General features: G+C 33.9%; 12 protein-coding genes. 6 read left to right on the top strand and 6 right to left on the bottom strand.

Translation table 11 applies throughout. The annotated features are described in order from the left end of the window. Positions 1–8 precede the first annotated feature (8 nt). Together oadA and Q4P18_RS01630 are read right to left on the bottom strand one after the other, a co-directional pair. The gene (gene oadA, locus Q4P18_RS01635) at positions 9–1,721 is read right to left on the bottom strand and encodes a sodium-extruding oxaloacetate decarboxylase subunit alpha (RefSeq protein ID WP_303334835.1); all 1,713 of its coding nucleotides are present in this window, start codon (positions 1,719–1,721) and stop codon (positions 9–11) included. A 118-nt stretch (positions 1,722–1,839) separates the two neighbouring features. Then, entirely contained in the window at positions 1,840–2,934 is a 1,095-nt protein-coding gene (locus Q4P18_RS01630) for an inositol-3-phosphate synthase (RefSeq protein ID WP_303334833.1), read from the bottom strand. 135 nt (positions 2,935–3,069) lie between these two features. On the opposite strand from Q4P18_RS01630, the gene Q4P18_RS01625 reads away from it, so the two are divergent. From Q4P18_RS01625 to Q4P18_RS01615, 3 genes are all read left to right on the top strand, one after another. Continuing rightward, on the top strand, positions 3,070–3,915 hold the full coding sequence (locus Q4P18_RS01625; protein ID WP_303334832.1) for a UbiA family prenyltransferase: 846 nt from the start codon (positions 3,070–3,072) through the stop codon (positions 3,913–3,915). A 35-nt stretch (positions 3,916–3,950) separates the two neighbouring features. Then, positions 3,951–5,558, top strand: a complete 1,608-nt coding sequence (locus Q4P18_RS01620) for a glycosyltransferase family 39 protein (protein ID WP_303334830.1) — start codon at positions 3,951–3,953, stop codon at positions 5,556–5,558. 68 nt (positions 5,559–5,626) lie between these two features. Continuing rightward, positions 5,627–7,138, top strand: coding sequence for an NERD domain-containing protein (locus Q4P18_RS01615; RefSeq protein ID WP_303334828.1), 1,512 nt, complete (start codon positions 5,627–5,629; stop codon positions 7,136–7,138). A gap of 66 nt (positions 7,139–7,204) precedes the next feature. Here Q4P18_RS01615 and Q4P18_RS01610 read toward each other — a convergent pair whose 3' ends face one another. Continuing rightward, positions 7,205–8,857: a glycosyltransferase gene (locus Q4P18_RS01610; protein ID WP_303334826.1), complete on the bottom strand. Its 1,653-nt coding sequence runs from the start codon at positions 8,855–8,857 to the stop codon at positions 7,205–7,207. A 95-nt stretch (positions 8,858–8,952) separates the two neighbouring features. Here Q4P18_RS01610 and hypD point away from each other — a divergent pair, with 95 nt between their 5' ends. From hypD to Q4P18_RS01595, 3 genes are read left to right on the top strand one after another with little or no spacing between them, the layout of a single operon-like run. Further along, positions 8,953–9,999, top strand: coding sequence for a hydrogenase formation protein HypD (gene hypD / locus Q4P18_RS01605; RefSeq protein ID WP_303334824.1), 1,047 nt, complete (start codon positions 8,953–8,955; stop codon positions 9,997–9,999). A gap of 5 nt (positions 10,000–10,004) precedes the next feature. Beyond that, on the top strand, positions 10,005–10,715 hold the full coding sequence (locus Q4P18_RS01600) for a phosphoglycolate phosphatase (RefSeq protein ID WP_303334821.1): 711 nt from the start codon (positions 10,005–10,007) through the stop codon (positions 10,713–10,715). A gap of 3 nt (positions 10,716–10,718) precedes the next feature. Beyond that, positions 10,719–12,029, top strand: coding sequence for a TldD/PmbA family protein (locus Q4P18_RS01595; protein WP_303334819.1), 1,311 nt, complete (start codon positions 10,719–10,721; stop codon positions 12,027–12,029). 28 nt (positions 12,030–12,057) lie between these two features. Here the strand turns inward: Q4P18_RS01595 and Q4P18_RS01590 are convergent, their stop codons facing one another. Genes Q4P18_RS01590 through glp form a run of 3 tightly spaced genes read right to left on the bottom strand, consistent with a single transcriptional unit; the run spans position 12,058 to position 14,034 of the window. Continuing rightward, the gene (locus Q4P18_RS01590) at positions 12,058–12,306 is read right to left on the bottom strand and encodes a hypothetical protein (protein ID WP_303334817.1); all 249 of its coding nucleotides are present in this window, start codon (positions 12,304–12,306) and stop codon (positions 12,058–12,060) included. A gap of 15 nt (positions 12,307–12,321) precedes the next feature. After that, positions 12,322–12,792, bottom strand: coding sequence for a GyrI-like domain-containing protein (locus Q4P18_RS01585; protein WP_303334815.1), 471 nt, complete (start codon positions 12,790–12,792; stop codon positions 12,322–12,324). A gap of 9 nt (positions 12,793–12,801) precedes the next feature. Next, positions 12,802–14,034 carry a gephyrin-like molybdotransferase Glp gene (gene glp, locus Q4P18_RS01580; RefSeq protein ID WP_303335154.1) on the bottom strand — a complete coding sequence of 411 codons (1,233 nt, stop codon included), beginning with the start codon at positions 14,032–14,034 and terminating at the stop codon, positions 12,802–12,804. Positions 14,035–14,053 lie beyond the last annotated feature (19 nt).

Genomic DNA, 14,053 nt, shown 5'->3' with positions numbered 1-14,053 from the left:
ATGGTTATTTATTCAATAACCATTAAAATATCGCCTGCGCTTACAGCGTCACCAGGTTCTACGAAAATGTCCTTAACAATACCGTCAACTTCTGACTGTATATCGTTTTCCATTTTCATAGCTTCAATAACGGCAATGGTTGAACCTTCAGTGACCCTATCTCCTACGTTTACATTGAGTTTGATAACCATTCCTTGCATTGAGGAGTAGATTCCGCCTTCTACAGGTTCAAATGTCTTGTCGCCTGTTTCTTCAATTTCTAAAAATCCTGTAGGCATTATTTTTACTTCGAAAACGTCACCATCGACTTCGACATTATATTGTGTTGGAATGGCTATTTCGTTTCCTTCTTCTGGAAGAGATACGGATTTAAGCTCTTCTTCTGTAGCTTCCCCTTTCAAGAATTTAGGAGCGATAGCTGGATATAATGCATAAGTCAATACGTCTTCATCGGATTTAATAAATCCTGCATCAGTACCTTCAGACTTGTACTTGTCGAATTCAGGTTCGAGCAAATCTGCAGGCCTGCATGTAATAACTTCCTCATCACCGATTATTTTCTCAGCTATTTCCTTGTTAACCTCTGCAGGAGGTTTTCCGTAATTACCTTTCATATATTCTTTAACTTCGTTGGATACGGTTTTGTACCTTTCCCCACCAAGAACGTTCATTACTGCTTGAATTCCAACAATCTGACTGGTTGGAGTTACAAGAGGAGGATATCCCATATCTTCCCTTACACGAGGCATTTCTTCCAATACGTCGTTGTAACGATCAAGAGCATTTTGTTCCTTAAGTTGTGAAATTAAGTTGGAAAGCATTCCACCTGGAATTTGATATAATAAAACATCAGTATCGATTTTTTCAGATATAGGATCAAGCAAAGCCAAGTATTTTTCCTTGATTTGTTCGAAATACTTTTTAATATGGTTTAAAAGGTTTAAGTCAAGACCAGTGTCATATGGAGTTCCCTGAAGTGCAGCAACCATACTTTCAGTTGGTGGTTGGCTTGTTCCCCATGAAAGTGGAGAAATTGCAGTGTCCAAAATATCTACGCCCGCTTCACAAGCAGCATAGTAACTTATAGGAGTTATTCCACTGGTACAATGACAATGTAAATCTACAAGCAAATCTGTTTCCTCTTTTAATCTGGATACCAAATCATAAGCATCTGAAGGTTTTAATAATCCTGCCATGTCCTTGATAGCTACTGAATCACAATCCAATGCTTCAAGTTCTTTTGCAAGTTCAACAAAATCATCCAAACTGTGTACAGGACTAATAGTATAACTTATTGTTCCTTGAACTTGTGCCCCTTGTTCCTTAGCAGCCTTGATAGTTGTTTCCATATTACGTATATCATTTAAAGCATCAAAGACCCTAAATATGTCTACACCGTTTTCATAGGATTTTTCAACGAATTTAGTTACGATGTCGTCAGGATAATGTTTATATCCCACTAAATTTTGACCTCTTAAAAGCATTTGAATTGGAGTCTTAGTAATTTCTGATTTTAATTGCCTTAACCTTTCCCAAGGATCCTCATTTAAATATCTAATACATGTATCAAAAGTAGCTCCACCCCATGCTTCAATTGAGTAGTAACCTACTTTATCTAATTCTTCAGCTACTGGAACCATATCTCTTGTTCTCATTCTTGTAGCTAAGAGAGATTGATGTGCGTCCCTAAGGGCTGTTTCTGTAAATCTCACTTTTTTCATAAAAAAATACACCTCTCATTAGGTTTATTAAAAAGTATAAATAAATTATAAAAATTCTTAATCAACTATAATATATGTCAGTTAGTATTAAAATATTTTACCTAAAAAACCGAATATATTATCTTTCCAATTCCCCTCTAATGAATTTTTCAACATTCTCATAAGCTTCGTCATCACTGAACTGAACCGGAGGATGTTTCATTGTATATGAAGAGATAGATGTCAATTGACCACCAATGCCCCTCTCAAGTCCCAACTTACAACATCTTATAGCATCAATAACGCATCCTGCAGAGTTTGGAGAATCTTCAACGCTTAACCTAAGCTCTATATTCATTGGAACGTCACCAAATGTACGGCCTTCCATTCTCAGGAAACATAGCTTGTTGTCATCTTGCCATGGAACATAGTCACTTGGACCAATATGAATGTTCCTGTCGTCCATCCTTTCCCCTACAACAGCCTGAACAGCTTCTGTTTTTGACTCTTTTTTAGAATCAAGCCTATCCCTGTTAAGCATGTTTAAAAAGTCGGTATTTCCTCCTGTATTGATTTGGTATGTTCTATCCAACTTAACTCCCCTATCCTTAAAGAGGTTAGCTAAAGTTCTATGAGTAATTGTAGCTCCTATCTGTGCTTTAATATCATCACCAACAATAGGAATTCCTTTTTCTTTAAATTTAGCACTCCATACAGGATCGCTTACAATAAAAACAGGCATACAATTTATATAAGCAATTCCAGCATCCAAAGCGCATTGAGCATAAAATCTGGCCGCCCTTTCAGAACCTACAGGCAAATAGCTAACCAAGATTTCAGCACCGCTTTCCTTAAGTTCCTTGACAATATCGACAGGATCATTGTCACTTACAACAAAAGTGTATTCGTCATCATAATCAGACATGTGATCGGCAACGCCATCCAAAACATGCCCCATCTTAACTTCAGTTTCATATTTTGGAATATCCTCTTGAAAAACTGTAGTACAGTTAGGCTTAGCGAATATTGCCTCATCTACGGTTTTGCCCACTTTCCTTTCATCAACATCAAAAGCAGCTACAACTTCAATATCGCTAGGAGAATATCCCCCAATATCCCAATGCATCAATCCAATTGCCTCTTCCGGCTTTTTTCCATCATAATAATGAATTCCTTGAATTAATGAACTTGCACAGTTACCAATCCCAACAATTGCTATTTTTATTTTCTCCAAATTAACACCCACTAGTAAAACTAATTATCTAAATAACATTTATAATATCTTTGAATTACTTAATAAAATTATCTTAAATTATATAATATTAAAAAAACAATATATTGTTATCTGAAAATAAATGAGGAACATCCTATGAACCCATATATAAAAATTATAAGGCCAGGAAATGTGCTTATGGCACTAATAACAATAGTTTTGGTTGCTTTGATTGATTTGGATTTTAGCTTACCGGTAATTTTAGCTATAATTGTAGTATTCTTTGCAATCAGTGCCGGGAATGTTATAAACGATTATTATGACTACAATATTGATTTAATAAATCGTCCAGACAGAGTGCTGCCGTCAGGACAGATTTCACTTAAAGCCGGAAGAAATTACGCATATCTGTTATTTGCAGGAGCAATCATAACTGAAATAATCAGCTATATCCTTACAAGAAACCTAATCCCACTTATAATTGTAATATTCGCAATCATAGTTCTTTATTTATATGCTTGGAAATTTAAAACAACCCCCTTACTTGGAAACTTCGTTGTAGGGTTTATAACCGGGTTAAGTTTCGTCTTTGGAGGATATACAATAAACAATCCCCACATAATAATGATTTCATATTATCTTGGATTTTTCGCATGTGCAATGACACTGGCACGTGAGATTACAAAGGACATCGAAGATATGGAAGGAGATAAAAAAGAAGGTGCAAAAACATTCCCAATATTGTTCTGTGAAAAACCATCAGCAATACTTACAGCCATTTTAATTATAATAACCTGCGCCCTCTGTCCAATACTCTACATAAACCACATATTTAATGCATTGTACCTTGTAATAATCACAATTGCAGTCATAATCTTTTTATATTCTGCTGTTTTGATTTTGAAAAGCCAGACACCTGAAAACTGCCATAAGGTGTCAAAATACCTAAAGATAGGAATGCTAATTGCCTTTGTGTCCTTCGTATTCGGATCATATTTATAAAAATTTAATTAACATAACCAACTAAAATAACATTAATGATTTTAAAAGAATTAAACCTAGGAAAAAGAGACAAACAATATTTGGGGCTCATAATAGCTATAAGTTCCATATTAACTCTTTACTATCTTATTTTTTCAATGAACATCGGTATTTTTTGTTCTGATGTGTATGTTTATTTGGTCAATGCCCTGTTCTATGCAGGGAAAAACGTAAATGCAAACAAAGACATGTGGCTGACCCCATTGACCTGCATTTTAACATCGTTCCTTTTTGACGTTGGGCTTAAGAATCAAGTAAGCATATTTATCGTAACAGGAATTTTAGCAATAATTGGAAATGTAGGGCTTTATCTCCTTTTCAGACTAAAATTCAATAAAGTGTTGAGCTTTTTAGGAGTTGTAATCTATTCAACATTCTCCCTAAATTTGATTTGGCTAGCTAACGGCTCATTGGACATTCCTGCAGTAAGCCTGACCATTTGGACTGTCCTATTTGGAATAATAGCAATCGATAAAAATCCAAAATACTATCTTTGGACAATAGTAATGTTCCTGCTAGCATTCCTTGTAAGATATACCGTGGTTTTGATATTGCCTGTATTGCTCCTTTATTTCATCTATAGAAAGAAATACGAGGCTCCTTGGAATGAACTAAAATATTTGGTGATTCCAGTTGTTTCAATAGGAATAATGTCTGCAGTTGTAATGGCCATCATTTTCATTAAAACCGGAGAGCTTACCATGCTTACGACCGGATTGGGTTTTCTTGGTGGAGAGCAAGGAAGCAAAGCAAATCCTGCATACAATCTCAATGTCTTCTATTATATTGCAAACTTCTTCAATTTCCTCGGAAGTTCAAACGTCACATTTTTCGATGTGGAATTCTTTAAAGGAAATCCCCAATTGAACAATCCCACCATAATTTCAATAGCTTATGGAATAATCCTAATAGTTGGAGGCCTGATTGCCTTAAAAGACAACATTAAAGGAAAATTTTCAAAGAAATATCTTGTTGGGACAATCGTTTGTGGAATTATAACATTCATCTTCTTTATGAAATTGGAAACATCACTGACAATTTTCTTCACATTCATAACAATGATATTCGCCCGCAAAATATTCAGAAGTTCAAAATATGACCTAAGTTTAATGCTTTTATCCTGGCTATTGATAAACCTGCTGTTCTTCAGCATAATCAACTTTAAAGTCAACAGATATTTTATCCCATGCCTTCCCACAGTTGCATATTTCATAGTTTATGGAATTTATAAAATACAGGAAAAAGTTAAAATCAACAAATTCATAATCCCTATAGTTTTAACTGTTATTTTGCTGTTTTCAGCGTTCACATTCACATTGGGTGTTGAAGAAACTGATGTGTTTAAAGCTCCTCAGGAGATGGGGGATTATATTGTACAGGAACTGCCTGACTATAAAGATAAGAATGTAGCGTCAAACACCATCAGACCATACAAGTGGTATCTGGAGCAAAGAATATTCGCCATTAAAAACAGTGATCTGGACAGGCTGGAAGAGTTCAACATTACATATTACATAAGTAACAACAAGCTTGACAATCTTGAAAATTACAGTGAAATAAAAAACATTGATGGGGTTTATTTATATAAGAAAAATCCGTCATGATAAAATAAAAACATATATAATTAAAAAAAATAGATAAAATATTATACATAAAATAAAATGAGGATATTATGAAAGTTGTATGTTGTAAGAAATGTGGTGCTAAATATCAGCTTGATGACAATGATGACATTAGCGCCTTTGAATGTACTTCTTGCACAGGAGAATTAGAATTGTGTGAAGGTTCTATTTCAAATGAAAACGACAATTACATTCCAAATAATTCAAACATAACTTACTGTGTTGATTGCGGGTTAAAATATGCCCTCAACCCATCAGACAACATTTTAGACTATGAATGTGAAAGTTGCGGTGGATCTCTAAGATATGTTGATGAAGAAATGAATGAAGACATTGATAAAATCGTGAAAGAAAGAGAAAATCAATTAACTCAAAATAGAATCATTTCCAATATTCAGAACAATCCTAATGCAAGTGAAGATACCCAAACAACAACAAAAAGTCCAATAAATTCCGTGAAATCATTCTCAAGCAGATTTGAAAACTTATTTTCAGAAAAAGGCTTACATAGCATAGCCAATGAAGAGCAAATGCTTGTTGCTGAAGAATCTAAAAAAGAGGACGTTGTCAAAAAAACTGCAAGAACAAAAATTCCAAACGCTACACGCCGTAGATTTGAAAAAGAATTTTTAGTTCCTAAAACCAACGACTATAACGTTTTAAAAGAATTCCTCAAAGACGAATTTTTCAAAGGGGTTTCCCAGTATTATGGAATTGACGACTATGATTCAGTTCCAAACGGATCATACAGATCATATTCAAGCAAATCCCTTTATGACAAAAAAGAAAAGCAAATAGCATTTGACAATAGCATAAAATCTGAAAACGAAAGTCTAAAAAGCCCTAAAAATCTTGCAATAATTATTGGGGCAACCATATTTATATTAAGTATTGGAGAAATACTTCTCATAAATAGTGGAATTGGAATTTTTGCATTATTTGTTGGAGTAATACTCATCTGTTATGGATTATACCGTAAAAAAGATGAAGTTGAAGTTAAAAAAAGAAGTAAAATCGTTAGAGAACACTTATTAACTCTTCCAGAAGAATACTATGTATTCTATGATGTAAAAATACCTGGATCCAACAAAGGAATAAATCATTTAGTTATAGGGCCTAGTGGAATCTATGAAATTCTTTCACAAAAATACAACCCAAAAAACAATGCGGCTATAGAAAAAGCTCCAAATGAAGAGGTTGAAAAAGAAGAAAGAATTGAAGAAATCATACGTCCAAATAACATGAGATTATTCAGATACACTACAAAACAAACAAAATTCCCACAAGACAACAAAATCAAGCAAGAATCATTGAGACTTGGTGAAAACCTGATTAATTTCTTAAGTGACAATGAAATAAGAAATTGTTTTGTAGAACCTCTTGTAGGATTTGTAAATGAGAATGTAGTGGTCATAAATATGCCTTTAACTGATGAAGACCTATTTATAGACGAATTATTACATAAAATCGAATATGGTTCAGTAAAATTAGATTCAGAGACAATTGATAAATGTGCAGTATTGCTTAGTAAATATGCTGCAGATTGTTCAAACGAATCTTAATTTTTCTATTTTTTTATTTTAAAATTTAAAGCTTAAAAAAAAAGTTATAAGAAGATATAAATCCTCTTAAAAGTCAAAATCATCACTATTTTCTTTTACAACAGACAATATGTTGTTGAATCCATTTTTCAAATCAACATCTAGCATTTTCTTATTCATAGAGGTTCTTAACTCAAAATTATCTTCCAAATAAGAAAACTTGTCGCGAATATCCTCTAAGGTCACATCATCCGCAAGACCCATATTTATAAAGCCGTTTTTATCATTTGCAAATGAATTGGTTAATTGCCTGTTATCCTCACAAATAACGATGCATGGAACACCAATATGGCAAATCTCATACATTGCTCTTCCTGCAGAAGTGATGACAATATCTGCTTTATGAATCAATTCACTCATACTTCTAACATCCTCATAAATGGCTACGTTATTGAATATTTCATATTTTTCTTCAAACTCTTTTTTATTAGGATAACCTACACCCAATAAAACATCAACAGAACCTGAATAACCTGAAGATAAAATGGCCTGCATTGCCTTTTCAGTGAGATTATGAGGGTCATTACCTAAAAACATAATGAGAACCCTGTTTACATTTTCCTTGATTTCCTTAGTTGGTTGGAAATAGAACTCATCATCCAAAATGTAATATTCATGGCCAGTATAAACGTTTGGAAGATCCAATCCATAATCGGATAAAGAATTGAAAACAAGATTTGCATATTCGACTCCAGGACCCAAATCTTCAAAATTAATAACAAAATAGCCACTTTCCCTTAATTTTGAAATATATTCTGATTTTGTATCTAAGATATCATTAATTACAAAATCCGGGTTCAACTTGTCAATAACATCAAAAATTTCATCGGAATCGTCATAGGTTACAATAGGATAGTTGTTTTCTTTAATGGCTTCGATTCCCATAGGATAATTAACATTTGATACAAAAATAACATCGTGGACAACTAATTTTGAAGCGATTGCAAGAGATCGCCTAATATGATTCAAACCTATTTCATCAAAAGCATTTACGACAATGACAACTCTTTTCTTATTATAATACTTTTCAGCCAACCACAAATCTTCAAATGTATCAACAACAATACTCTCCTTTTTGGACAATTCAACAAGATCTATATTGAGACCTAAAACTGATTCCCCATTTACAAAATGTCTGCGGGTAGCCAATATTGTTCCGGTTTCAATATATTGTGGAGGCAATCTATTAACGTCATCCCTATTAGAATAGATAGGGAAAAACCTCTTGTTTTCAGCGTCGAATCCCCATCTCAAATGCCTGTCTTCCTTAACTGAAATTATACTGTCGATGTTTGGATTATCGAATTTTTCAATGATCACGTTAAGGGAATTTACACTTAAAAGAGGAGCGTTTGGCTGAACAATAAGTATGATATCATATTCATCAAAAGCAGCTTTTTCTCTTTGAATCATTGCTTCCAAAATCTGAGATTCGAATGAAGCCTCTTCTTCTCCTGATGAGCCTCTAAATGGAGTCACACCATATAATTCAGAAATTCTTGCAATATCTACATCTTCCGTTAGCACAACAATATCATCCACATACTCCGATTCCTTCAAGGTATCAATAGTATGGGCAATAAGTGGTTTTTCTCCCAATAAACGAGTATTTTTACGAGGAATCTTTTCCTCACCACTCATTGCGGGAATGACTGCTAAAATTTTATTATTATTAAACATACTATCCCACGAATATAACAAATAATATTAATTAACATTAATATATATTAGACTAATATAATATTAGCTTTACTAAAATACTCTGGTGTTTAATAATGAAAAATCTTTCAAAAACCCTAATAAAAAAAATAAACGAAATAAAAACTCCCGTAAAAATAATGCATGTTTGTGGTTCCCATGAACATACAATAATGGAAAACGGAATAAGAACACTGCTTCCTGAAGAAGTGGAAATTGTTGCAGGGCCAGGATGTCCTGTTTGTGTTGTTCCTTCACGTGAAATCGATGAAGCACTTGAATTAATTGATAAAGGAGTTACAGTAACAACATTTGGAGATATGCTTAGAGTACCGGGGTCAAATGGATCATTAGCTGAAGCAAAAGCTGAAGGTGGAGATGTTAGGGTAGTATATGGAATTAATAAAGCTATTGAAATAGCTGAAAAAGAGGATAACGATGTTGTTTTTATTGCTGCAGGATTCGAAACAACAGCACCGACAACAGCGGCAGAACTATTAGCTACACCTCCTGAAAACTTTTCAGTACTTTCCTGCCATAGGCTAATACCTCCAGCAATTGATTATCTGATAAATTCCGGACAGACAAATGTAAACGCTTTGATTGAACCTGGCCATGTTTGTACAATTATTGGAACCAAACCATTTGATTATTTCTCAACCGAATATAAAATACCACAATCTGTAGCTGGTTTTAACCCATTAGATATTTTAATGTCAGTTTACATGATTTTAAGACAGATAAAAAATGATTCCCCAAAAATGGAAAATGAATACAATCGTGCAGTTCGTGAAGAAGGTAATGAAATTGCACAGGAAATGATGGAACAGGTATTTAATGTGGAAAGCAGAGAATGGAGAGGATTCCCACAAATTCCAAATTCTGTCCTTGAGATAAAAGACGAATTTTCAGAATTTAATGCACGGGAAAAATATGATATTGAAGTGAAAGAAGTTACAGAAGCTCCAAAAGGATGCATTTGCGGCCCTATTCTAAGAGGAATGGCAAGACCGGAAGATTGTAAACTATTTGGAAAAACATGCAACCCTCTTCATCCAATAGGAGCATGTATGGTAAGTAAAGAAGGAACATGTAACATAGCACACAGATATGCAAAAAGGTGATAGATATGAAAATTGAAGCAATCGCAGTAGATATAGACGGAACAATAACAGACTCAAAAAGAAGACTTTGCAATTCAGCCATGCAAGCCATTAGAAAAGCTGAAGAGATTGGAGTGCCAACAATAATAGTTACCGGCAATTTGGTAACTTTCGGATATGCAACAGCCACCCTTATAGGAGCTACAGGAGGGGTTGTTTGTGAAAACGGAGGAGTCATATTCAAAGAAGGCCTTAACGATACAAGAGTCCAAATCTTAACAGAGAAAACATATGTAAATAAAGCTAACGAATATTTGCTTGAAAAAATACCAAAACTTGCAAAAATCAGTGCACAGGATAATGATTATCGTGAAACAGAAGTGGCTTACTACAAATTTATGGAAAAAGAAGACTTAGAAAAAGCATTGATTGGATTTGAAGATGCTGACAAAGTAGAAATTTATGATAGTGGATTTGCACTTCACCTAACCGACAAAAGAGTAAGCAAAGGATCATCCCTCAAGATCTTATGTGAACAGACAGGCATAAACATTGACAATGTTATGGCAATGGGAGACAGTCAAAACGATATTGACTTTTTAAAATATGCAGGCCTTAAAGTTGCAGTTGCAAACGCCGATGAAGGGCTTAAGGAAGAAAGTGATTATGTTTGTGAAAAACCATATGGTGACGGTGTAGCAGAAGCTATTGAAAAATTCGTGCTCGGAGATGAATAATTTATGTTAATCGATAAAGGTGACGATGTAGTAAATGAGGTCTCAAAAATAGCTGAAGAATATGAGATATACATGGTTCAGGGAAAAGAGATTGAACTTGAATCCGAAAAGAACAGACTTAATTTTGCAAAAGAAGAGATAAGTGAAGGTATTGGAATCAGAGTAATAAAAGACAACAAAGTGGGATTTGCATTCACTTCAGACTTCTCAAAAATTAAGGAAACTGCAGAACAAGCTTTATCAAACACTAAATTAAATAAAGAAGACAAAAACATTAAGTTTGCAATGCCTGAAAAACAGATAAACGTCAAGAACATTTATGATAAAACATTTGAAAGCCTGGACATTGAAACAGCTATTGACAATTTGAACAATGTCATCCAACAGTCAGAGGAAAGGGGATGTGAAGTTACTTCATCTGGTTTTTCAGCTAATGAAATTGAAAGAGTCATAATTAATTCAAATGGAGTAAATTCAAGTTTACAAAAGACACTGTTCTCCATAGGATTATCCGTAAATGTTATAAAAGGAACAGACATTTCCACATCTTACGATTCAGTAGTATCCACCAATTACGACAACATAAAGGGTGACGAATTAAGTGAAAACGTTTGCAATCTTGCATTGAATTCTTTAGGAGGAAATAATATTGAAACCGATGATTATAATGTTGTTCTTGATTATCATGCCGCTACAGGCCTCCTTTCAACATTCATCTCAGCATTTTCCTCTGAAAACGTGGAGCGCGGAAGATCAATACTTAAAGGAAAAGAAGGTACACAAATCACTACAGAAGCATTAACACTAATAGATGATGGGGCATATGATGGCGGAATATATTCCAGGCCTTTTGATGGTGAAGGAACAGTAAGTGAAAACACCACACTCCTTGAAAACGGTGTTTTGAATTCATTTTTATATGACATAACAAATGCGAATAAAGCGAATACGAAAAGTACAAGTAATGGAAGCAGAAGTTATGCCTCAACACCATCCGTTGCACCGAGCAATTTGATTTTTAATTTTAAAGAAAGTGTTGGAATTAATGAAATTCAAAAAGGAGTTCTTGTATCAAGCGTTTTAGGAGCACATACTGCCAATCCGATTACTGGAGATTTCTCAGTGGAGGCAAATAATGCATTCAAAATAGAAAATGGAGAAATAACAACCCCTATTAAAAAGGCAATGATTTCAGGAAACATTTTTGAATTGCTAAAAGATTGCCAAAAAGTAGAATCCGATATCAAACAATATGGACCATATATCATTCCTAAAGTATTAGTCCATAATTTAAGAGTTATTGGACAAAATTGAATTTAAAATTAAAAAAAAAGTGAAGAAATTATAAACTATCTAATTTCTTCCTACATCTTTCTACAAAGTCACTGTTGCCGTCGATACTCAAATATTCTGAAAGTGGTTCCTTTTCAATATCAAAATCCTTGATTTTAGCTTTAGATATGTTTTCAATTTCATTATCCAAATTTTTCAGTTCAGCTTCAAATCCCATGTTGCTCTTGAACACATCAAGGTCGTTTTTTCTAGATAATCTTTTGAATTTTTTATCAAAATCACTTTCCTTTTTAGCCATACTATCACCAAATAATTATATCTTAATAATAGGAACTTGAATCTCAGTTATATAATTATCTACATCATCCGCATTATATTTGCTTTTAATCAAAATTTCAGTTGGTGATCCGATTATCTCATATCCATTGTTAACGGAATAGTCAACAATTTTTTCATAGGTATCCATTATTGAGCTGGTGTCTCCCTCATGAATTCCTGCCAAAACATTATGTTCAAATAAATCAACGATTCTGATTAAATCTGTCTTTTCAGGATCTTCATCATCACCCAAGACAATTCCAACATCGAATACGACATCTTCACCATTTCCAACTTCATGTCTTGGAGAATAATAAATAATGAACGGTTCGCCTTTAACATCAATCTCTTCTTCTTCAACCCAGCCCATTAGCTTAGCTACAAGAACATCCATATCTTCAATTGGTCCTTTATAATTAATTACTGCTAGTTTTTGATCAGGTATGTGTTTTTCCTCGCATTGCATTTTATCACACTATATCAATTTATTAAACAAGAATACTTCTACTTCTTCCCCTTCATCAACAAGTTCTACTGACTTAAGGACTTTAACATAACCATCAGCTGTTGAAAGTGAAAATATTGCTCCAGAATCTTTAAAAATAGGATATACCTTATCCCCATCAATTTTTACCAATTGATATTGCATCCTTCCAACAGGAGAATGAATTCTTTTTTGCAAAATTCCATTAATTGAATGTTCTGCAAAATTATAGTCGATTCCAGACAATTTTGTAATAGCTGGAGCTACAAATACATTAAATATCATTAATGCAGAAACAGGATTTCCCGGAAGCCCAATTATTATTTTATCATCTACAACCCCTACAATTGTTGGTTTTCCTGGCTGCACAGATATTCCATGAATATATACTTCACCCAATTCATCCAATACGTGCTTTATTACATCTCCAAGACCGGCAGAGGTTCCGCCTGAGCAGATTAAAATATCTGCCTCTTTTAAAGATTCCTGAATCTTTTGCTTAAGTTGGTCATAGTTGTCCTTGACTATTCCTAAAAATTTGGCATCTCCACCGCAGGAAATTACATCATTTTTAATCATGTTTCCATTAACGTCAAAGATTTTTCCGTAGGTTAATTCATCTTCCTGATCAATTAATTCATTTCCAGTAGATATTACTCCAACAGAAGGTTTTTTAAATACGTTGACAGTTTTAAATCCTTGAGAAAGCAACACTCCTATTTTACCTGGAGTTAAAACTGAACCTTTTTCCATGAGCAATTCTCCCTGACCAATGTCAGATCCTTTTTTAGCTACATCCAATGTTGGTGTTGCACTTTTTAAGATATCTACAGATTTTTCACCCTTATCACAGTATTCCACCATAACAACAGCATCTGCACCTTCAGGCATTGCAGCACCAGTACTTATTTCAATAGCCTTTCCGCTTTCAACTACCTTATCTGTTGTTGAACCGGCTTCAAGAAAATCTATAACTTCCAAAGTGTTTGGATTTTCATCATTTGCACCAAAAGTATCTTCTGCCTTTACTGCAAAACCATCTTTTAACGCCTTATCAAATGGAGGGAAATCCATTGGGCTTAAAACATCCTCAAAAAGAATTCTACCATAAGCATCAGCTACAGGAATTTCTTCACCTTCCGCACGGTAACATTCGTCAAAAAGGTTTTGGATAATTTCAGTAGCTTCTTCAGATTCTTTAATTTTTAAAAATTCTGTTCCCACTTTCATCAACTCATATTTG

The organism is Methanobrevibacter sp. (assembly GCF_030539665.1).
GTDB lineage: Archaea > Methanobacteriota > Methanobacteria > Methanobacteriales > Methanobacteriaceae > Methanocatella.
This window is presented reverse-complemented; position numbering and strand designations above follow the sequence as displayed.

Coding starts and splice junctions, on each gene's coding strand:
- Q4P18_RS01610 (WP_303334826.1), bottom strand. CDS start 8,857: ATGTTTAATAATAATAAAATTTTAGCAGTCATTCCCGCAATGAGTGGT.
- Q4P18_RS01595 (WP_303334819.1), top strand. CDS start 10,719: ATGTTAATCGATAAAGGTGACGATGTAGTAAATGAGGTCTCAAAAATA.
- oadA (WP_303334835.1), bottom strand. CDS start 1,721: ATGAAAAAAGTGAGATTTACAGAAACAGCCCTTAGGGACGCACATCAA.
- Q4P18_RS01585 (WP_303334815.1), bottom strand. CDS start 12,792: ATGCAATGCGAGGAAAAACACATACCTGATCAAAAACTAGCAGTAATT.
- Q4P18_RS01620 (WP_303334830.1), top strand. CDS start 3,951: ATGATTTTAAAAGAATTAAACCTAGGAAAAAGAGACAAACAATATTTG.
- Q4P18_RS01590 (WP_303334817.1), bottom strand. CDS start 12,306: ATGGCTAAAAAGGAAAGTGATTTTGATAAAAAATTCAAAAGATTATCT.
- Q4P18_RS01600 (WP_303334821.1), top strand. CDS start 10,005: ATGAAAATTGAAGCAATCGCAGTAGATATAGACGGAACAATAACAGAC.
- Q4P18_RS01615 (WP_303334828.1), top strand. CDS start 5,627: ATGAAAGTTGTATGTTGTAAGAAATGTGGTGCTAAATATCAGCTTGAT.
- hypD (WP_303334824.1), top strand. CDS start 8,953: ATGAAAAATCTTTCAAAAACCCTAATAAAAAAAATAAACGAAATAAAA.
- Q4P18_RS01625 (WP_303334832.1), top strand. CDS start 3,070: ATGAACCCATATATAAAAATTATAAGGCCAGGAAATGTGCTTATGGCA.